Source organism: Rhodopirellula halodulae (genome assembly GCF_020966775.1).
Taxonomy (GTDB): domain Bacteria; phylum Planctomycetota; class Planctomycetia; order Pirellulales; family Pirellulaceae; genus Rhodopirellula; species Rhodopirellula halodulae.
In genome coordinates, this window is record NZ_JAJKFV010000029.1 from 1,245,902 (window position 1) to 1,267,079 (window position 21,178).

Here is a 21,178-nt window from a genome sequence, read left to right on the forward strand (position 1 = left end):
GGCGGCGAAAACTCGCGCGCCCGATCCGCGATGGATTCCCGCCCTTCAACCAGCGTCACCCTCTTTCAGACGCTAAATTTGGCGCAATCCGCATCGGAATTGGACGAAATGTCGAAGAACAGCTCCTTCGCTTCCTTCGCGGGCTAGGTTTCTGAACAGCAGGATCCGTCCGTGGTTCGCTGTCGAGTTCGGGTGACCGGTTGGTCAGGTTGAACAGAACATTTCCCTGGGAGGTAGCAGCGTGTTTTTCTTGGTTGGATTGCTCATGGGAGTCGGCTTCTACGCCGCTCTCAAAATATTGATGGGGTGCCTCTACACCGTGCGCCCCGATCAGCGAGCGGTGGTCACGACGTTTGGTGCGGTGAACCGGCTCGGTGCTGGTTCAGACGCCGCCACAATGTCGGATGATGAGCGCGAACGCTACGAATATCCTCAGGTGCAGGTGATCGGACCCGGCGGTCCCTATTTCAAGTTGCCGTGGCAACGCGTTCACAAGGTCAGTGTCGCAACCCAAACGGTCGATCTGACTTGGGATCCGTCCAAGGCTCAGGACACCATCGAAGCGGTCACCAAAGACAACCTCACGACCGGGGTTAACGGCCAGATCCGCTACCGAGTCAGCGAAAACAACCTGTACCCGTATCTGTTCGGCGTGGAGAGTCCGCTGGAGCACGTGATGGGGTACTTCGTTTCCGTCCTGCGGGAACGCATTGCCAACTTCGTTGATCCAAAAGGCCAAAGCTTGCTGGCGGACGCGGTGGCCGAAACCGAAGCGATCGCCGGTGCGGGTGAAGGCGACTCGGAATCGACCGTCGAAACAAAAGCCAGTGCGGTGGAATTGTCCGAGGGCGTTTCAATCAACGACCTTCGCAAGAACCTGCCTTTGCTAAATCAGTACATGGAAGAACAGTGTCGATCGACGACCGGTCGCTACGGCATTGAGTTGGACGCCGCGTTGATCACCGAAATCGACCCGCCCGCGGAAGTCGACCGGGCGCTGTCCGCCATCAATAGCACTCGCAACCAAGTCGCTGCCGACATCAGCACCGCTCGTGCCGATGCGGAACAGCAGATCACGATGAGTGCTCGTGCCGTTGAGATCGCGACCAACAACGCTCAAGCGGAGGTGGCTCCACTTCACGAATTGGCGAACACGTTGGTCTCGATCAAGTCAGAAGGCGGATCCGATTGCTTGAAAGCGTATTTGCGAAACTTGCGAGTTCCGCTGTACAAGAACACCGAACGTATTTTGCAAACCGACTCCAAATCAGAAGGGAAGGCGTAACATGGACGCGATTGGTTTTGTTCCCGGATTTGTGTTCGGGCTGATGTTGATTCCGATCATGCTCGGCATGGCTCGGTTCTTTGGATTGTTTAGCTGCGTCGATGAGTGTGAATCGCAAGTGTTCACGCTGTTCGGCAAGGTGCTTGGAGAAATTGACCAACCGGGTTTGCAGTTTCCGTTGGTTCACTTTGGAGCCAAAGCGATGCTGATCCCGTTCTTTGGCAAGAAGTACAAGGTCAACACGGCGCTGCGTCAGCACTACCTCCGCAGCCAAATGGTGAACTCAGAAGAAGGCACGCCGATGGGCGTTGGGATTTGGTACGAGATGCAGGTCCAGGACCCCATCGCGTTTCTCTTCACCAACGCGAATCCAGATGGTTCGTTGCAGGCCAACGTGACCAGTTCGACCATCTCGACCCTGAGTAATCTCGAGATGGAAAAGATGCTGGAGGATCGCCACAGCCTTTCACGAACGGTTCGCCAAACGGTGTCGCCGCTTTCGGAAAAGTGGGGCTACCGATTGGGGTCGGTCTACATTCGAAAAGTGGCGTTCACGGACCGGCACATGGTCGAGAACATCACCGAGAAAGTCGTCAAGCGTTTGGTGCAGGTCACCAGTGCGATGAAACAAGACGGCGAGAACCGCGTTGGGTTGATCAAGAGTGAAACCGCGTTGAAGGTTTCGACCAAAATGGCCGAAGCCGCGGCGGCGCGACCCAGCGTCGTTGGCGAGAAGCTCAACGACATCGCCAAGCGTGATCCAGAGATTCTGGACGCGGTGTTGCAGGTGATGGAAGCGGAGAACCTGTTGCAGTCAGGTGCTTCGGTCAGCTTGTTGCCGTCGTCCGCCAACGTGTTGGTTCAAACCAATTGATCCAACGGTTGAGATGACCTGAGTTTCGATGCCGTTCACTCCGACGCATGTTGCAGCCGCGATTCCGATCGCTTGGTTGGCCCGGTGGCGACTGCCGTTTTCGGCGCTCGCCATAGGGTGCATGATTCCGGATGCCGGCGTCTTCTTCCCCATGTTGTTCAGCTATGAATCGCTGCACAGCGTTCGTGGATTGTTTGTCGACTGCGTGCCGATGGGAGTGGCGGCGTACTTCGTCTTTCATCTGTTGATCAAGCAGCCCGCCGTCGAGTTGTTGCCCGAGCCGTTGAGGTCTCGCGTGCGTGCCATCGCGGACCGTCCGGTTTCTCTCGAGTGGCAATCCATCTTGTTGGTGGCGGTTTGCGTCCTGGTCGGTGCGTCGACGCATGTGCTTTGGGATTCTTTCACGCACCAGCACCGATGGGGATCGCGGATTGCGATGCCGATTCTGTCGAGTGTCGCGTTTGAGGTTTCAGGTCGACCGGTTCGATGGTTCGCTGTGGCTCAGCACCTGTCGTCTTTGTTCTTGTTGCCGCCGATGGGACTGGTGGTCGTGCGGTGGTTGTGGAAGCAACCCGCAAGCCAAGAAGAATCCAAGCGGACTCGAATCCCAGATTGGGTCACGATGTCGGTACTTGGTGTCGGCTCGGTTCTGATGATGGCGTATGCCGCCTGGGTTTATGCGGCCTACACGCGGTTCGGGATCACCTTCGCATTGCGGCAAAGCGTCATGGTGTTTGGAGCCATCGCGATGGTGAGTTTGATTGCCTACAGCATCGTGATGCATACGGTCTGGTCGCGAGTCGAAGCCTCGTCCAAACAAGACACCTCCTAGCAAGATCGCCCGGACCTGCATCAACCCACAACCTGTAGCACGATGGTCCCCATCGTGATTAGCACTCTGTTCACCGTAGCACGATGGTCCTTCATCGTGATCTCTCAAACCAGGCAACTCGGTGGGGGACCACCGAGCTACGGTTGAGGTGATGGATCAATCGTTGATGATCAATCGTTTTGCCGTTTCGGCGAGTTCGAGAAACTCGGCTCGCAATCCATGTTCGTCTGAGCCTTTGGCCTGGGCTGCGGTCGAGATGACATCGTCCATCGTCCAAGTGCCCGCATGTGAACTGTTGCGAAGCTGCATTCCAAACCCGGCCACGGCGGCAGCGAACTGGAAGTCACGGTCCGCTTCAGCAAACGGCTGACTTTCGTTGACCAGTGGGAAGGTGAGCTTTTCACTGACGTCACCTTGCGGTGGCTTGTGGCGAATCTTCAGCGTCAAAATTTCCTTGGTCGCCGCGTCATCGGTTGCTTCTTCGGTTGAGCCCTCTTCACGGGCGTCGTCATCGGTCGCGGGTTCCTCTTCGCCTGCTGCGTCTTCAGCAGGTTGATACTTCAGCGGATCCACATCCGGAGCAATGGAGCTGGGGAGTTTGCCGGTCGGTGCAATCTCGTAAAGAGCTGTCACTCGGTGGCCCGCTCCGATCTCGCCCGCGTCTTTGGTGTCATCGTTGAAGTCTTCCTTGGCCAAGATCCGATTTTCATAGCCAATCAAACGGTAGGCCGAGACCACCGCCGGATTGAATTCGATTTGGATCTTCACATCTTTGGCAACGGTGAACAAAGTGCCGGCGACTTGGTCGGCCAAGACTTTGTTGGCTTCGGCGATCGTATCAACGAATGCGTAGTTGCCCGCACCGGAGTTTGAGATGCGTTCCATCATGGCATCGTTGTGGTTGCCCATCCCAAATCCAAGCACCGTCAATTCCGTGCCCGATTTCGATTGGCGAGTCGCTTCGGCGACCAGTTGATCCGTGCCAGTCATGCCGACATTGAAGTCACCGTCGCTGCACAGGATCACTCGGTTCACTCCATCCTCGATGAAGTTTTCACGGGCGGTTTGGTAGGCAAGTTGTAAACCCGCTCCGCCATTGGTGCTGCCGCCAGCCGAAAGGGCCGAGAGGGCTCGCACGATCTTTTTCTTTTGTTTGACCGGAGTTGAGTCGAGGACCAAACCGGACGATCCGGCGTAGACAACGATCGCAACACGGTCGTTCTTCTTCAATTGATCCAGCAGCAACTTCATGCCTTCGATTACCAACGGCAATTTGTTGGGGCGTTTCATGGATCCGCTGGTGTCGATCAAAAACACCAAGTTGCAGCGAGGGCGTTCTTTGCGATCAATGTCTTTGGCTTGAATGCCGACACGCACCAAACGGTTGTCCTCATTCCACGGGCAGGAGGCGACGGCCATTGCGGAAGAGAACGGAGCCGAGTCTTCGGCGGTTGGCGGCGTGTACTGGTAGTCAAAGTAGTTGATCAGTTCTTCGATACGGACCGAGTCGGGACGCGGCAATTGGCCACGTTGCAGGTAGCTGCGGACCTTGGCATAGCTCGCGGTATCCACGTCGATCGAAAACGTGCTCAGTGGATGCTCGGTGACTCGGCGGAATTCGTTTTCGGTGATGGGATCGAATTTGTCTCCAGACGATCCTGGGCCGCTTCCTTCGCCGTCGGCGATGTCCGGTACCGTCGGTGCGGGCACGATGGCGGGTGCGGGAGCAAGTTCGTTGGTTGAACGCAACTCGCTCCTTGCCATGCGTCGACGGACGCTTTCAAGTTCCACCTGCCCACGGCCCATCTGCACTGGAACAGGGGCGACAGCAAAGTCGCCAATCACGTGCTTGCTCATGATTGGTTTGCCGGCGGACGGTTCTGCGGGGGCGGCTGGTGCTTCAGCGGTCGGCGTCGGTGGCAGACTTCCGCCCGCCGCAAAGGCACCATCCATCCCCATGTCCATTTCCATGTCCATCCCCATACTTCGCGGTGTTGGGCCAGCAACTTCCGCTGGCATGGTATCCGTTCCGGACATCATCCCTTTCGCTTCCGCGATGGGAGCGTTGGCGGCAGCGTCTTGCGTGGGAACGAACTCGACTTGTCCACCTTCAGCTTCTTCCACCATCGTGACGTTGGATGTGGAAGCGGAGAATTCGTTGGCGTCTGGGCCAGACGATAAATTGGAATTGCGAGCCGAGGATCTCAAGCCGAGCGAATCTGCTTTCTCTTTTTGTCGGCTTAGCTGCATCGCCGAAACGCCGGCTTCGCGTTGGTAAACCATTTCGGAATCGGCGAGTGGCATCTCTTCTTCGAACACGGCCATGTCGTCGGTTTCCATGCCGGAAAAATCGCCTGGCAACTGGCCGCTGACTGGTCGTTGATGGGATGCCGTTTCGCGGGCGGTGTGAACGGCCGGAATTGAAAGGCCCAGCAGGATACCAACGATGCTGGCAGCGACCGCGAATTGGATCCATCGGGATTGAAACCAAGACGTCCCGGACGCGGAGCCTGCGGAGACGGATGCCTCATCCGTGGCCGCCGTTTCGCTTTCGCGAACAATGCTTTCGACGCGATTGGTTTCGAGCGGCGGGACGGCGCTGGAGTGGAAGAATGATTCGACTTGCTGGGTGACCGCTCGAGCTTCTTCGACTGCGGTTGCCAGTTCTGGATTGGCGTTCATCTCTTCGGTGAACTGAGCCGCCTCTTGGTCAGACAGTTCACCAAGAACATACGCGGTGACGCGAGGATCGTCCCACGGAGGAGAGGTGGATGAATTGGACATGAGTGTGATCCGATGACGGAAGAATGATTGGTGGTGAGGAGGTCTGGCTCAGGAAACAGCCAAACCATCGCGAAGTGACTTGACGGCTTGATGAAGATGAAAGCCGACGTTGCTGACTGTCAGGCCGGTGACATCAGCGATCTCTCGATAGCTGAGTCCCGCCTGCATTCGCAGTTGGATGACTTCGCGTTGTCGCGGGGACAACGTTTCGATGGAGGCGGCGATCTGTTCGTGAGCCTCGTGGTCTTGTGCCACCGCATCGGGACGCGGGGCGGGATCGACGACGGCGACCGCGTCGGGATCCAATCGGTCGGGAGATCGTTTGCGTTGCATGTCAATCACTCGTGAGCGGCAGACGGTGAACAGCCACGGAGCCAATCGATCAGCCAACTCGTCCGGCCGCTTGCGACACAGTTGCAGAAACGTTTCTTGCACGGCGTCTTGGGCAGCGGTGCGATCCGCCAACATCCCGGTGGCATACGCCAACAAGGGACGCTGGAATTGGTCGACAACCTCGGCGATCCATTGTGCGGTCCCAGTCCCGGAGCGATCGGGGCCGGAGTCGTCTGGATCGCTGAGGTCGTCGGCCGCGGAAGTGGGGGCCGGTTGGCTCATGGCGGTTCAATGCGAAGGAAGAAAAGGGAGACGAATCGTGTCGCCTCCAAGTACTCAACGAGTGGGGGGCGGATTTCTTAGAGTCGCCACCAAAAAATCGCAGCCAAAAATGTCGGGAGGAGTCTGTTGGAGACTCCTTGGCATCCCAAAACGCTGTTTTAGCGGAATTCGGAGCAAGACCACGGCGGGGAAGGCAGTCTTGTTTCGGGCAATCGGCCCCGAAGGCTGCTTGGAACGTTTCCGCAAACGATCTGACACCCTTCAGCACAGATCCAGGGCCACCGAGATTCACCGCGATGGCAGCGAAAACAGATCCTCTCGACGATTTAGCGGGTGGACTGCTATGGTGTGCGGGCTGATTTGACCGCCCAACTCCCATCATTTTGACACCGCTCGGATCCTGTCGTGATTTTGATTCTGAAAAACGGTGTGACCGACGACCAGATCGACCATGTGGTCCGGAAAGTCGAGTCGATGGGGTTCCAAACGCACCTCAGTCGCGGGACGTTTCGTACGATCATCGGCATGATCGGCGACGAGAGCCTGACCACCGAACAACAGCTTCAATCGATCCCCGGCGTGCAGCAAGTCGTCCCCGTTTTACCACCGTACAAATTGGCCTCTCGTGAGGCTCACCCCGAATCGAGCGTGATCGACGTGTCGGGCGTGAAGATCGGCGGCGGCAATCTCGCGATGATCGCGGGTCCGTGCAGTGTGGAAGATCGTGACCGAATGATGCGGATCGGGGAGAGCGTGGTTCGCTCCGGTGCCAACTTGTTTCGCGGCGGAGCTTACAAGCCACGAACCAGCCCCTACGCCTTTCAAGGTTTGGGTGAAGACGGACTGAAGATCCTGCGTGAAGTTGGCGATGCGTTTGGCGTTCCGGTGGTGACCGAAATCACTGACCCGCGAAATGTGGAGCTGGTCGCCGAATACTCCGACATGTTGCAGATCGGTGCTCGTAACATGCAGAACTTTGTGCTGCTGACGGAAGTCGGCAAGTCCGAGCGTCCAGTGCTTTTGAAACGTGGCATGAGTGCGACGATTCAGGACTTGTTGATGAGTGCCGAGTACGTGCTTTCGCAGGGCAACCCGAACGTGGTGCTGTGCGAACGTGGTATCAAAAGTTTCGACCCCTCCACCCGCAACCTGTTCGACGTGGCTGCGGTTCCCGCCGTGCAAGGATTGACACACCTTCCGATCATTGTTGATCCGTCACATGCCACTGGCCGTCCAGATTTGATCCCGCCGTGTGCGTTGGCTGGATTGGCCGCGGGAGCGGATGGTGTGCACATCGAAGTCCACGATTGCCCCGAAGAAGCCAAAAGCGACGGGGCTCAAGCCTTGTTGCCTGAACAATACACCGAGATCGTCGAGAAGATGGCCGCGATGGCCAAGTTGCTCGGCAAAGCGATCTCACCCCTTCCGAATTCAAACACCAACACCCCGCCAACTGAGGCCCTCGCGTGAGTCGTCGCATCCTGATTGCTGGTAACTGGAAAATGAACATGCGTGCCGAGTCGGCCGCGTCGCTTGCCAAAGGCATTGTCGACGTGGTTGGCAAGTCGCCCGCCGTCGAAGTCGTGCTTTGCCCGCCATCCGTGTATCTCGGGCAAGTTGCCGAAGCCGTCGCCGGAACGCCCGTGGAAATGGGAGCCCAGAACCTGTACGCCGCCGAAGACGGTGCCTTCACCGGTGAAGTCAACGCATCGATGTTGACCGATGTTGGTTGCCGGTTTGTCATCTTGGGCCACAGCGAACGTCGCCAACTGATGGGCGAAACGGACGCTTGCGTCGCAAAGAAACTGCATGCGGCTCTGGCTGGCAACTTGGTGCCGATCGTCTGCGTCGGCGAGACCTTGGAAGAGCGTGAAGCCGGCGACACCGAAAAGGTCGTCGAAACCCAAATTCGCGGATCATTGGAAGGTCTGGATGAAGCCCGCGCGGCCAACATCGTGATCGCGTACGAGCCCGTTTGGGCCATCGGGACCGGCAAGACGGCCACCAAAGAGCAAGCCGAAGCCGTTCACGCATTCATTCGCGAACTTTTGGGGAAAATGTTCTCGACCGAAGTCGCCGAACAGATCCGAATTCAGTACGGTGGCAGCGTGAAGCCGGGCAACGCAGAAGAATTGTTGTCCCAACCCAACATTGACGGGGCTCTCGTCGGTGGTGCGAGCCTGAAAGTTGACGATTTCGCTGGAATCATCAACGCGGCTCCCTCGGCCTGATCCCAGTTTCCATAACCCAAATCATCCCATTTCAACGGATTGTTTGCCGTGAGTCTCGCGATCGATTCTTTGTTCCAACCCGTCGTTTCCATCCATCAATTGGTTCCCGCCATGCCCTTGGCTTCGTTCATGGGGATCGTTTTGGGCTGGTTGATGGCGTTTTTGTCTGTGTTTTTGATCCTGTTGATCTTGATCCAACGAGGCAAAGGCGGCGGTTTGACGGGTGCTCTCGGCGGACCCGGTGGTCAGTCGGCATTCGGTAGCAAAGCGGGTGACACGTTCACCGCGATCACCGTCGGCACCGCGGCTGTTTGGGCGTTGGTTTGTGCGTTTGCAATGTACCAGTTGGGGGCTCACGCTCCCAAGGTCGCCAACACCAACGATTCGTCGCTGAGTGCGGGCCCCGGTGGCGAGGCCGACGACGACATCACCAGCGGTTTGGTGGTTCCAACCAACGCCGACGAAGCCGATTCCGACGACGATTCAGCTGCGAGCGGTGTCGGATCGATCGGCGGTTTGTCCTCTGGTGATTCTGATTCGGCCGAAGGTGAAGCTTCTGAGGAAGCCGAAACCACATCGGAAGCGGAAGCCACGACGGAAGAAGTCTCAGCGGAAGAAGCCACGTCGGACGAGGAAACTCCGTGACGCAGGCGTCTGTTCGCACGCAGTCCACATCGAATTCACCGCTCGGCGGTTCGCCCTACCCGTCGCTGCGCAGCATGACCGGCCAAGGCCGCGGGGAAGCTTCGGGAAACGCCGGGGCAGTCGTCACCGAAATTCGATCGGTGAACAACCGCGGTCTGAAAGTCATTTTACGCACGAGCGATTCGGTTTCAGAATTGGAACCGAAGATTGAAACGCTGATTCGCCAGCATCTGCATCGCGGCAGTGTGACCGTTCAGGTCCGCCTGACGTCTCCGCCCGGTGCTGACTTGCCGCGAGTCAATTGCGACGCCGTTCGGTCGTATGCGGAGCAGTTGGCTGAGGTCGCGGATTCCTTGGCGATGGGCGATGCGGTCACATCCACCAACATTGATCTGGCTCATTTGATGCAGTTGCCTGGCGTGCTGGAATCTCCCAGCCCCGATGGGCAAGACACGGAAGAGCGTCAGGCCAGAGCGCAAGCTAAATGGGAATTGGTCGAGTCAAGCGTTGAGCTGGCGCTGGAACGATTCAAAAAAATGCGATCTGACGAAGCCATCGCGATGGCGGAATCGATCGAGCAGGATCTGCAGTTGATCGAAACTCGATGCGAGCAGGTGGCACAGCTGAGTCCCTTTGTCGTCCAGCGATATCGGGAACGATTGCGAGACCGAATCGAGAAAGCATTTGCAGAAAATAATTTGCAACCCGCACAGCCGGTCGATTTGATTCGCGAAGTCCAGCTCTTTGCGGATCGAGCGGACATCAGCGAGGAACTGACGCGTCTGAAGAGTCACCTCGCGATGATGCGAGGCGTCTTGGTGGGGGATTCGAGTGAGGAATCGGCAAGCTCGCAAGAACGCGGCGAAGCGGTGGGCCGGAAACTCGATTTCATCATTCAAGAACTCAATCGCGAAACCAACACGATCGGGAGCAAAGCCGGGGACGCCGAGATCGCGGAACACGTGGTCGAGATGAAGTGTGCGATTGAGCGTATGCGTGAACTCGTTCAAAACCTGGAGTGACCCATCGAATGAACGATTCTGCACCCTTTTCGAGTGACGAAACGGCTCACCCGGGCCGGTTGGTCATCATTTCCGGTCCCAGCGGCGCTGGAAAATCCACGGTCGTCAAACAATTGTTGCAGCGATGCGAAGTGCCGCTACAACTGAGTGTTTCCGCGACCACCCGGGAACCGCGACCCGGAGAAACTCATGGAAAAGAGTACTTTTTCCTGAGTCACGACGAATTCGCAACGCGGCGCGAGGCCGGCGACTTCTTGGAATGCAAAGAGGTCTTCAGCATGGGGCATTGGTATGGGACGCTCGCCGACCAAGTTGCCACTGGCCTGAATGCCGGGAAATGGGTAATTTTAGAGATTGATGTGCAGGGAGCCTTGGCGGTCCTGGATGACCCACGCTATCGCCCGCTGACGATCTTTGTGCATCCCGGCAGCATGGATGAGTTGGAGCGACGGTTGCGGAATCGTGGCACCGAATCAGAATCGTCCCTGACTGCTCGACTAGAAACCGCGGCGGCCGAGATGCAGTGCCTCAGTCGCTATCAATACGAAATCATCAACGAATCGGTCGACAACGCTGTCACCGAGATCTGCCAGATCTTGAAAGATCAAAGGAAAAAATCGCCGTGCTCGAAGAACTGAAAGAAGAAGAAATCGTCAACAAGGTCGGTGGTCGGTTCAAGCTCAGCACGTTGATTCAGAAACGTCTGGTGCAGTTGAACCAAGGCAGCCGCGCGTTGGTCAACGTCGATACCCACGACAAAATGTCGATCGTGTTGCAGGAAATTGTTCAGGACAAAATTTTTCTGAACATGGACAACGAAGTCGAGGCCGTTGAGGATCTCGATGCCATCGTCGCCGCCAGCGAAGCTCCTGAACTGGATCCTTCTGACCTGTAATGGCAGTCACCACGCGGCGAATTCTATTGGCGATCGGCGGTGGAATCGCTGCGTACAAAGCGGCCGACCTGTGCAGCAAAATGGCACAGGCCGGCTATCAAGTCCAAGTGGTCACGACGCACGCGGCCACCAAATTCATTGGCGATGCGACCCTAGCGGCGTTGTCCGGACGCCCCGTCGTCCACGATGGTTTTGATTCTCGGTTTCCTTTGGGAAGTCATATTGAGCTGACCCGAGGGATCGACGCCATGGTCGTTGCCCCCGCGACCGCGAACTTGCTTTCTGAATTTGCAAACGGTGCTGCTTCGGATTTGATTGGCACCCTCTATCTGCAAAACACACGACCGGTCTTGCTCGCACCTGCGATGAGCGACCCCATGTGGAATCATCCTGCAGTGCAACGAAACATTGCCACCCTTCGCGAGGACGGATGCCACTTTATTGGGCCGGAAGATGGATGGTTGAGTTGCCGGGTCAAAGGCACCGGTCGAATGAGCGAGCCGGCGGATATTCTTTGTGCGTTGGAATCGATCTTGCCATCCTCCGCTTCGGAATCCGATTGAGTCCAGTGAGGGCTTGCTCAAGGTGAGCTCGCTGACCGAGGTGCGACGATGCGTCTGTCCTGAAAACGGTTGCATCGGGCTCGGCGGATGACATGGAGCTTGCGATCTCTGGCACAATTCTAGTTTAGTACCAGATTGCACGATGTTGGCTTGCTCGGTGTCGACGATCCATCCGCGCGGGAAGCGACTTCGGGTTGCCTCAGCGGATGGCGGACGCGAAGGATGGATTTGACATCGCATGCGGCCACGGCTCTTCTCATCCCATTGCTATTTCTTCGAGTTCTCAAGCAGCTTCCATGACCGTACACGTCTTTGGTCACCGCAATCCGGATACGGATGCCATTTGCAGTGCTTTGGCCTACGCCGATTTTCTACGCCGAACCACGCGACCCGATGCGGTGGCGGCATGTTGTGGGCCGCCCAATGAACGAACCGAGTTCGCGCTTCGCAAAGCCAAGTTGGCGGCTCCTAAGATCATCATGGATGTTCGTCCGGAGCTCGAGGACATCTGCAATCGCGATGTGGTGGTGGCTCGAACCACGGACGTGTTCTACGAAGTCTACGAACGCATGGACGAGCACGAGCTGCGCAGCATTCCCGTGCTCGATGAAAACGAGCAGCTGATTGGACTGGTCACGCTGTTGGATTTGCTGGAACTGGTTTTCCAGGGTGGCGTTGACCCACATCGTTCGCGCGAGGTGCGGACCAATCTCGATAAAGTCGTGTCGGTGCTGGGTGGTTCTTTCCAGCACGCGGTGGACTCTGATTTGAACGAGGACATGATCCTCACCGTCGGTGCGATGAGCGCGGGTGGTTTCTGTGAACGAATGAAACAGTTTCCTGCGGATCGCTTGTTGGTTGTCAGCGGCGACCGTCCAACGATTCAATTGCCCGCGTTGGAAATGGGGGTGCGTGGTTTGGTGGTGACCGGCGGCTACCAACTTTCCAGCGGTTTGATGGAGCTGGCTCGTGGCCGCGGTGTCACGGTGATCAACAGCCCATACGACACCGCGACAACGACCATGCGGATCAAAGCCGCGCAGTTGATCGAGGAAGTCATCAATCGCGAATTCATGGCGTTGTCAGGGAAGTTGCCCGTGGCCGCCGCGAAGCAACAAATTTATCGATCCGCACAGGCGATCTTCCCCGTTGTGGACAACCAAAAGCTGATTGGTGTGTTGAGCAAATCGGACATGGTTCACCCACCGCGGCCCCAACTCGTGTTGGTCGACCACAACGAATTAGGACAAGCGGTCGAAGGTGCGGAGGAAGCCGACATTGTCGAGGTGTTGGACCACCACCGGCTCGGTGGATCGCTGAAATCAACGGGGCCCATTCGTTTCATCATGGATCCTGTTGGTTCGACCTGCACGTTGGTCGCACGGATGTTTCGGCAGAACGATTTGGAGCCCACGCCGGGCATCGCTCTGTGCATGGCGTCGGGCATCATCAGCGATACCTTGTATCTGCGATCACCAACGACCACGGATGTCGACAAAGACCAGTTGGAGTGGTTGCAGAATTTCTGCGAAGTTGATTTGGCGGACTACGCCAATGAGTTCTTTGAAATCGGATCCGCGCTTCGATCGTGCACGCCAGACAAAGTGGTTCGCGAAGACTGCAAGCAGTTCGAAGAGAACGGACGCAAGTTCTCGATTTCGCAGATTGAAGAGATTGGCTTGGACCTGTTTTGGGAACGGCAAACAGAACTCAGTCAAGCGTTGGTGCGACTGTCGGAGGAAGAAGGTTTGGAGTTTTCCGCGTTGCTTGTTACGGACATCTCTAGCAATGGAAGTTTGCTTTTGATGAGTAGCGAACCCGAGGGCTGGGAAGAGATCAACTATCCCCAATTGGAAGACCGGCTCTACAAGTTGGAAAATGTCGTGAGCCGCAAGAAACAGTTGCTGCCGTTGATCAGCAGCCTATTGGAAAACTCACCCGCCCCTACCAGCTAGTCGTTGTGGAGCATGAGTTTCGCTTGGCGGATGATCGTGGATGGCTCGTGACCGATGAACGAATGAGGTTTTTGGATGCCCCGTTGGCCTGGATGGAAGCAGTTTGATTTGTCGGGCCGAAGGGCTTTGGTCACCGGCGGATCCAAAGGGTTGGGCGAAGCGATGGCGGCGGGTCTAGCGTCCGCCGGCGCCGACGTGTGTTTGGTGAGTCGCCATGCCGACGAAGCTCAACAAGCTGCAGCAACGATTCGTGATGAATATTCGGTGCAGGCCATGGGCATCGCCGCAGATGTCACCGTCGAAAGCGAAGTCGTTCGTATGTTCAACGAATGCCGACAGCGGTTCTCGGGGTTGGACATTCTGATCAACAGTGCGGGCATCAACCTGCGAGGTTCGATCGACGAATTGACGTTGGAAGAGTTCCGACGAGTGCAAGCCACCAACGTCGATGGCATGTGGTTGTGCTGCAAGCATGCGTCCGCCTTGATGAAGGAAACCGCCAACGGTCATGGCCGCATCATCAATTTGGCGAGCACGCTGGGGTTGGTGGGACTGGCCAACCGAACGCCGTATGCGTCCAGCAAAGGTGCGGTCGTGCAATTGACTCGTGCGTTGGCATTGGAACTTGCGTCCCATCAAATCACCGTCAATGCGATTTGTCCGGGACCATTTTTGACGCCCATGAATGTTCCGATCGCCGACAGCGAAGAGGCCAAACGCTTCATCGTTGGTGCCACCGCTTTGGAACGTTGGGGAGAGTTGCCCGAGATCCAAGGGCCTGCGATTTTCCTGGCCAGTGATGCTTCCAGTTACATGACCGGAAGCATGCTGACCGTGGATGGTGGTTGGACGGCACGCTAGCTGTTGTGGGAACGTCACTCGCAATGGGAGTGAACACCGATGTCTCGCAGCAACGTGCCCATCGCCCGGCTAACTTGGACGAGCGACACGCTGTAGTTGGATTGGTCCAAATGAAGTTGTCGCTGAGCCTGCAAACGTTGTTCGGCCGCGTCCACCAAGAATTCAAGCTGGATCTTTCCCGCATCGTACAGAGCTCGCGAAGATGCAAGACGTTCATCGTTTGCCTTCGCGCGAGCAATGGAGTGCTGCAGAGCGTTGTAGCTCGATGCAACGTTTGAGATGGCGTCGTGAACTTCGTAGACGACCGCGTGTTGCTGTTCTTCCAGGATGGTGCGTTCGCGTTGCAGTTGCAGCATTGCATTTCGTACGCCCGCTTTGGCTTGGCGACGTAGCGGTGAGACACCCATCTCGACACCAAATTCCCATTCGGTGTGGTCCAGTGAGAAGAAGTCGTCAGCGGCACTAGCGAAACGAGGGCCTTCACCGGTGAGGTGATCGCCGAAACCACGGATTCTCGCCCGGCCGATCATGTCCAGTTGTGGCAGCAAGAAGTTCTTGGCTGCGATGACTTCCAAGTTGCGTTGTTGAACCTCCAGCCGTTGACGTTTCAGTTCGGTTCGATGTTGCATCGCGCGAGACGTGCTCTCGTCCAATGGAAATGCGAATGGAGCATTGGTGGCCAGATCTGCGGGACGTAGACGACGGCCGTCCGACATCGGCAAACCCATCAAACGACGCAGGGCTCGTTCGGCTTGCAGGATTCCCGGTTCGTTGACACTGCCGTGCAAAGCCAAGTCCAGTTCACGCTGATAGCGAAGGTACTGAGATCGCGTTTGCGCTTCCTTGTATGCCTCGCCACCCAACAAGCCAGTTTGCTTTTTTGATTGAACGGTTTGCCAGATTTGATAGGCAACGTCTCGTGCTTCACGAATGCTGTCGTGGGATTGATAGAGCCGGTGAAGTTGCCAGTACGCCGTGTAGAGTTCCAGAAAGTAATCACGCAACTGAATCTCAAAGTCGGATTGGCTGATCTGGTGATTGATCCTGGCGATCCAAATTCCATTGGAGAAATTCAGGCCGGGGCGAGCGTCCGGCCCAGCAATGAGATTGAAAGATCGACCCGCGCCTCGCATCAATGGTTGGCGGACTCCCATCTCAAGCTGCGTTTCCCAGTAGCTGGGAAAAGAGTTGCCAGCACGGTTGTTGCTGTCGTACAGATGCAGCGAACGAACGTCCCACTGGGTGCCGAGTGTTGTTCTTTTGCGCCATCCCGATTCGAATTGGGCGTAGTCTTGGACCAATTCTTGGACTTGCCCGCCGAGAGTCGCATTGTTGAAAACGCGGTCGTTGTTTTGAGTGGTCAACGATGCATTGAGTTGGCTATCGAAAGCAGCCAAAGCTGCTTGTGGACCGAACTGGGGATCGGTGGCTTGGATCGAAGGGTCCAAGTCAGTGCTCACGGATTGCGGCGATGACAGCACGCGAACGCCGAGCGAGCGAATGACGGAGCTGTTTTGAAGAGCCACCTCGACCATTACCGCTTCCGTGAGGTCCCATGCTTGGTCCGTCCCGTCCTTCAAAGCGTGTTGGACGCCAGATGTAGCGAGGGTCTGTGGCGCAGGTAGGTCGTCACTGAACGATTTGGTTTGAGCGGAAACCAATTCAAGCAATCGCTGTGTGTCTCGTTTTCCCGACGCAGGGTTGTGAAATGATTTTTGGGCGACGGGAGTGCCCAGCGAAGCGGCGGAAAGGTTTTCTGTTCCAATCACGCTCGACGCTGCTGTCGAACCCGCGGCCGAATCGAGGACGGGCTTGGATCTGCATCCCAGTGCCAAGAAAATCAACGTCACGATCAAGGCCGATAGCACGAATTCCCCAGCGTCGATGATTCGACGCGGTGCTCGGTCGTGACAGGCGGGCCTGGATTTGGGCATGCGTGGACAGACGGTGGCGAAGTCGACAAACTTGAGCGTGGACGGAAACGACGCACATCGATCTTTATCGTCGGGTGGTTCTCGGGAAGGCACATTGACGTCCTGGGCAGGTTCATCCGTCACGATCGTTGGTACCCCTTTCATCAAGGAAATTCATGGAATCCTCGGCTCGTTCCGTCTCGATGGGATCGTTGGTTGTTTCGACGCTTCGACACCGTCAAGCTGTGACGTTGGCGGTTGCTCTCGGTGTTGCAACAGCGACCGCGGTGATCACCGGAGCGTTGCTGGTGGGCGACTCCATGCGAGGAAGCCTGCGGTCATTGACGGTGGAACGGTTGGGGCGGATCGAATCGATTGTCTCACCGGGGGCGTTCTTTCCGATTGATCAAGTGACTTTGGATGGGCAGACCATCACCGTTTCAGCCAATGAAGATTCGGAAGCGAATCCAGGTGCGTTCACCTCCACGCCGGTGATCCTGTTTCCAGGTGGAAGCGTGGAAGCGGAGGTCGATTCAGACAACAGGCAGCGACGGATCGGTGGCGTTCAGATCCTTGGAATCGAGGATGCGTTTTGGGACTTGGATGTCACCGGAATCCGGCCGGAGGCTTCGCCAGGTGATCAAAGCGTGGTGTTGAACCAGGCCGCGGCGGATGAATTGCGAGTCGCGGTTGGTGACCAAGTCACGCTGCGATTGCCGGTCGAAGGAGCAGTGCCCGCGGACAGTCCCCTGGGACGTCGTGAAATTCAAAGCGAGGGTTTGCCTCGGATGAAAGTCGCGGCCATCGTGGCGGACGCCGGATTGGGACGGTTCTCACTGTCGCCCAATCAAGCCGCACCCAAGACCGTGTTTGCATCTCGAGAGGTGATTGCCGAGGTCCTGGACCGAGAAGGCCAGGCCAACGCAATTTTGGATTCGCGAAAACTTGATGCGGAATCGGTGGATTGGTCGCTGGAGGCTTTGGGATGGAACCTGCAAACCATTGAGCGAGGTGAGAATGCTGATGGCCAGCCGGTGATCCACTACCTGTCTTTGACAAGCGAGAACCTGTTGTTGCCGACGGATGCCGTGCGTTCCATCCAAAACGTGCTGCCAAGAGATACCGTCACGCCCATCATGACCTATCTGGCGAATGCCATCGAATTCATTGATCCGGAATCGGGCGAAGTCCTGGTGAATGACCAGCATCACTCGGTGCCCTACAGCACGTTGTCAGCATTGGATTCAGGACCGACGCTGGCACTGGACTACTCCATCAAAGATGTGGCATCAATGTCCAGTGAATCCAGCGGCGACGAGGATCGCGTGCCGATCGTCATCAACGATTGGACGGCGGATCGTTTGGGGGCCAAACCAGGCGATTCCGTTCGAGTGTTCTTCTATGAACCAGAAGTCGAAAACGGTCGTGAGGTGGAACGTTCGTTTGATGCAACGATCACCCAGGTGGTTCCTGTGACCATCCCGTCGAAGCCATACCGGCGAAATCGAGAAGCGGTGTTTGATGAATCAATCACTCCTTACAACGATCCAAACTTGACACCTGATGTTCCTGGTGTGACTGACCAGGCCTCCATTGGTGATTGGGATCTGCCCTTTCAATTGGAACGAGACATCGATCGAGAGGATGACCAGTATTGGAATGAACAACGGCTAACGCCCAAAGCGTTCGTTCCGTTGGCGGTGGGGCAAAAGCAATTCGGAAGTCGTTTCGGGGAGACGACAGGTTTGCGTCTGGATCCAAAGCTTGCGAGCGATATGCCCGGGCTGCGTGCCGACATCTTGGAAGCGACGCGAACGGTTCAAGCGGAACTGGGATGGACACCTCGGTTGATCCAAGCCGAGCAACTCGCTGCGTCGAAAGGAACGACACCGTTTGATGGATTGTTCCTGGCGTTGTCGTTCTTTGTGATTCTTGCGGCGGTGATGTTGATTGCGTTGTTGCTGCGTTTGGGCGTGCTGCAACGCTTGAGTGAATTCGGAACTTTGCTCGCGATCGGTTTCACTCCCGGACGTGTGATGCGATTGGCACTGAGCGAAACCGCGGTGACCGCTGCGATCGGAACTCTGTTGGGAATTTTGGGTGGCGTTGCCTACGCTTGGGGTGTGTTGTGGGCGCTCCGCTCATGGTGGGTGGGTGCGGTGACGGTTCCCTTTTTGCAATTCCATGCCACGCCGCTTTCCATTGGGCTGGGCGGCGTGTTGGGATGGTTGGTCTGCATGATGACCGCTGTTTGGACGTTGCGTTTCTTGCTCAAGCTCAACCCATCATCGTTGGTGGGAGGGCGAATCACCGATACCACATCGGCAATGGGTAAACGCGTCAAACCGTCGACAAATGGCACCGGAAGCCGAGTCCAGATGATTGCTTGGGCGTTGGTGATATTGGCTGTGGTCGCTGCCATTGCGGGAGCGATGGGAGGCGGTCAACAAGCGGCGGGTGGATTCGTTGCCGCGGGCATGTTGTTGTTGATTGCGATGTTGATCGGTGTGCACCAATTCATCCGTCGCAAGCGAACCGCATCGACGTCAGAGACAAACGCCGGCGAGGTCAATTTGGCCAGTCGCACGTTGAACGGGTTGGCTGCGGCGAATGCAAGACGCAGCCCTTTGCGAAGCACACTGGCGATTGGTTTGGTGGCGACGGCGGCTTTCTTGATTCTTTCCATCAGTGTGTTTCGATTGTCGCCCACACGAGAGGGAACCGGCGGATTCGATTTGATTGGCCAGACCGCACAGCCCTTGCACCAAGATTTGCGTGCCGAAGACATTCGGTCGGAGTTGCTTGGGCGTGATGCGGATCTGCTCGCGGAAGCAGCCGTTCGGGTCGTTCCGTTTCGAATGAAGAGTGGCGATGACGCGAGTTGCAACAACCTTTACCAAGCCATGCGTCCGACGGTGATTGGATTGTCGCCCGACGATTCGCTCGACGGTTTTGGTTGGGCCGGGATGGCTGGCGAAACGGCCGAGGCGACGTGGCAGATGTTGGACGTTCCCGCATCCGGAACGGCTGATGACCCGGTGCCCGTTGTGATCGACCAGAACACCGCTATGTGGAGTCTGCAGATGCGCAGCGGGATTGGTGAAGTGAAAGCGTTCACCTACGACGCCGATCCGATTCATTTCCGCGTGGTGGGCTTGCTAGCTGGGTCCGTGCTACAGGGCAAGTTGATCGTCGGCGAGCAGGCATTTGAAAACGTGTTCCCTCGTTCGACAGGCTATCAATATTTCTTGTTCGCAATTGGCGGCGATCAGCAGAATGCTGACACTGTTTCCACAATGAACGATGCTCAGGACATCGAGACGATCGATCAGGTCAGCGAAGTCTTGGAGTCTCGGTTGGTGGATGCTGGGATGGATGTGCAACGCGCTGATCGAGTGTTGGAAGGATTGCTGGCGGTTCAAAACACCTACCTTCGAACCTTTCAAAGTTTAGGGGCGTTGGGGTTGTTGCTGGGGACCATTGGGTTGGCCGTCGCCCAACTGCGGAGCGTGCTGGAACGTCGCGGAGAACTGGCCGTGATGCGAGCGGTTGGGTTCTCGCGCCAGCGGTTGGCCGCGTTGGTTTTGGGCGAGAACACTTTTTTGTTGGCACTTGGGATCGGTTGCGGAGCGGTCACGGCTCTGTTGGCCGTGTTGCCTTACGCTTGGCTGTCGGGAACCCAAATGCCGATTCTTGAGCCACTTGGCATCTTGATCGTGATCTTCGCGTTTGGGACCCTGGCCGGATTGGTGGCTGTTCGGAAAGTCTTGACGCTACCGTTGGTGGAATCGTTGAGAGCCGAGAATGCAGTTGCTGACGTTTGATCAAGCCGGAGACCGACCGCGGATCAGTGAACCCACAGAGAGTGCCAATCAGGCAGCCAGCGATCTGCTAGCTAAAAGGCAACTGGCTCGGGATGAAGCGATGCTGCAGTGGGCGGATCAAGTGGTTGCGGAAGACAGCGACACTGGGTTGGAGACGGAGACACTGAGGGTTTGGAGCTTTGAGCGTCCGACGGTTGTCTTGGGGCGAAGCTCCAAAATCGATGAAGAAGTCAACCGGAGTTGGTGTCAGCAGAACGAAGTGCCAGTGCTGAGACGTTGCACCGGTGGTGCCTCGGTCGTCGGAGGTCCCGGGTGTTGGATGTACAGCGTCGTGCTTCGTTTGCTCGACGAAACTTCCATCCGCAAAGTCGATGTCGCGCACGACTACGTGATGACTCGCGTGTTGGCGGCGGTCAGAAAACAATTGCCAGAAGCGGAGCGGCAAGGCATTTGTGATCTGACGTATCAGAATCGCAAGTTTTCAGGGAATAGTTTGCGAGTGGCACGGCATCACCTGCTCTACCACGGCACGTTGCTCATGGGAGCCGATTTGGATTTGATTCAAACTTGCTTGGAATACGCACCACGGCAACCCGAGTATCGGGCCAAGCGAGACCACCGCGATTTTGTTGGCAACATTGAGTTGGACATTGGCCGGTGGACTCAGGATCTGGCACAACAATTCGCGGCCGATACGCGAGGGGATCACAGTGTGGAGCACTCAGTTGAAAACGTTGCCAACGAGTTGTTGCAAACCAGATACTCGGATCCACAGTGGCACGTGCGACGTTGAAAATAGGTAAGCAAGCGGGGCGGATTCTCTGTGGAAAGACTGTTTCAGTTTGCCGGGCGTTGCCATTGCCAGGGCGTTGCAATCGG

The 21,178-nt window shown here is 56.7% G+C and carries 17 protein-coding genes; 14 read left to right on the forward strand and 3 right to left on the reverse strand.

The window, feature by feature from the left end:
• Positions 1-241: 241 nt before the first annotated feature.
• The 3 genes from LOC70_RS17475 to LOC70_RS17485 are packed head-to-tail and all read left to right on the forward strand — an operon-like array spanning position 242 to position 2,991.
• The gene (locus LOC70_RS17475; RefSeq protein ID WP_230255273.1) at positions 242-1,285 is read left to right on the forward strand and encodes an SPFH domain-containing protein; all 1,044 of its coding nucleotides are present in this window, start codon (positions 242-244) and stop codon (positions 1,283-1,285) included.
• Position 1,286: 1 nt separating this feature from the next.
• On the forward strand, positions 1,287-2,159 hold the full coding sequence (locus LOC70_RS17480; RefSeq protein ID WP_230255274.1) for an SPFH domain-containing protein: 873 nt from the start codon (positions 1,287-1,289) through the stop codon (positions 2,157-2,159).
• Positions 2,160-2,187: 28 nt separating this feature from the next.
• Entirely contained in the window at positions 2,188-2,991 is an 804-nt protein-coding gene (locus tag LOC70_RS17485) for a DUF4184 family protein (protein WP_230255275.1), read from the forward strand.
• Between the two features lie 156 nt (positions 2,992-3,147).
• On the opposite strand, the gene LOC70_RS17490 is transcribed toward LOC70_RS17485, so the two are convergent.
• A complete protein-coding gene (locus tag LOC70_RS17490) occupies positions 3,148-5,775 on the reverse strand; it encodes a VWA domain-containing protein (protein ID WP_230255276.1) in 2,628 nt (875 codons plus the stop codon).
• Between the two features lie 48 nt (positions 5,776-5,823).
• On the reverse strand, positions 5,824-6,390 hold the full coding sequence (locus tag LOC70_RS17495) for an RNA polymerase sigma factor (RefSeq protein WP_230255277.1): 567 nt from the start codon (positions 6,388-6,390) through the stop codon (positions 5,824-5,826).
• Positions 6,391-6,795: 405 nt separating this feature from the next.
• Between LOC70_RS17495 and aroF the strand changes: the two genes are divergently transcribed.
• The 9 genes from aroF to LOC70_RS17540 all read left to right on the forward strand — a co-directional run bounded on the left by aroF (position 6,796) and on the right by LOC70_RS17540 (position 14,562).
• Positions 6,796-7,860: a 3-deoxy-7-phosphoheptulonate synthase gene (aroF, locus tag LOC70_RS17500; protein WP_230255278.1), complete on the forward strand. Its 1,065-nt coding sequence runs from the start codon at positions 6,796-6,798 to the stop codon at positions 7,858-7,860.
• Positions 7,857-8,621 (forward strand): triose-phosphate isomerase, encoded by a 765-nt coding sequence (gene tpiA / locus LOC70_RS17505; RefSeq protein WP_230255279.1) that lies wholly within the window; start codon positions 7,857-7,859, stop codon positions 8,619-8,621. The genes aroF and tpiA overlap by 4 nt, the downstream gene beginning before the upstream one ends.
• A gap of 48 nt (positions 8,622-8,669) precedes the next feature.
• On the forward strand, positions 8,670-9,266 hold the full coding sequence (gene secG, locus LOC70_RS17510) for a preprotein translocase subunit SecG (RefSeq protein ID WP_230255280.1): 597 nt from the start codon (positions 8,670-8,672) through the stop codon (positions 9,264-9,266).
• Positions 9,263-10,288 carry a YicC/YloC family endoribonuclease gene (locus LOC70_RS17515; RefSeq protein WP_230255281.1) on the forward strand — a complete coding sequence of 342 codons (1,026 nt, stop codon included), beginning with the start codon at positions 9,263-9,265 and terminating at the stop codon, positions 10,286-10,288. Before secG ends, LOC70_RS17515 begins: the two co-directional genes overlap by 4 nt.
• 8 nt (positions 10,289-10,296) lie before the next feature.
• Entirely contained in the window at positions 10,297-10,926 is a 630-nt protein-coding gene (gene gmk / locus LOC70_RS17520; protein ID WP_230255282.1) for a guanylate kinase, read from the forward strand.
• Positions 10,911-11,183 carry a DNA-directed RNA polymerase subunit omega gene (locus LOC70_RS17525; RefSeq protein ID WP_230255283.1) on the forward strand — a complete coding sequence of 91 codons (273 nt, stop codon included), beginning with the start codon at positions 10,911-10,913 and terminating at the stop codon, positions 11,181-11,183. The genes gmk and LOC70_RS17525 overlap by 16 nt, the downstream gene beginning before the upstream one ends.
• On the forward strand, positions 11,183-11,746 hold the full coding sequence (locus LOC70_RS17530; RefSeq protein ID WP_230255284.1) for a flavoprotein: 564 nt from the start codon (positions 11,183-11,185) through the stop codon (positions 11,744-11,746). Before LOC70_RS17525 ends, LOC70_RS17530 begins: the two co-directional genes overlap by 1 nt.
• Before the next feature lie 296 nt (positions 11,747-12,042).
• On the forward strand, positions 12,043-13,701 hold the full coding sequence (locus tag LOC70_RS17535) for a putative manganese-dependent inorganic diphosphatase (RefSeq protein WP_230255285.1): 1,659 nt from the start codon (positions 12,043-12,045) through the stop codon (positions 13,699-13,701).
• A 75-nt stretch (positions 13,702-13,776) separates the two neighbouring features.
• Positions 13,777-14,562 (forward strand): SDR family NAD(P)-dependent oxidoreductase, encoded by a 786-nt coding sequence (locus LOC70_RS17540; protein WP_230255286.1) that lies wholly within the window; start codon positions 13,777-13,779, stop codon positions 14,560-14,562.
• Between the two features lie 14 nt (positions 14,563-14,576).
• Here the strand turns inward: LOC70_RS17540 and LOC70_RS17545 are convergent, their stop codons facing one another.
• Positions 14,577-16,640, reverse strand: coding sequence for a TolC family protein (locus LOC70_RS17545; protein WP_230255287.1), 2,064 nt, complete (start codon positions 16,638-16,640; stop codon positions 14,577-14,579).
• Positions 16,641-16,651: 11 nt separating this feature from the next.
• Between LOC70_RS17545 and LOC70_RS17550 the strand changes: the two genes are divergently transcribed.
• Together LOC70_RS17550 and LOC70_RS17555 are read left to right on the forward strand one after the other, a co-directional pair.
• A complete protein-coding gene (locus LOC70_RS17550; protein WP_230255288.1) occupies positions 16,652-20,299 on the forward strand; it encodes an FtsX-like permease family protein in 3,648 nt (1,215 codons plus the stop codon).
• Complete coding sequence (locus LOC70_RS17555) at positions 20,280-21,092, forward strand: lipoate--protein ligase family protein (RefSeq protein WP_230255289.1); 813 nt, start codon at positions 20,280-20,282, stop codon at positions 21,090-21,092. The genes LOC70_RS17550 and LOC70_RS17555 overlap by 20 nt, the downstream gene beginning before the upstream one ends.
• Positions 21,093-21,178: the final 86 nt, after the last annotated feature.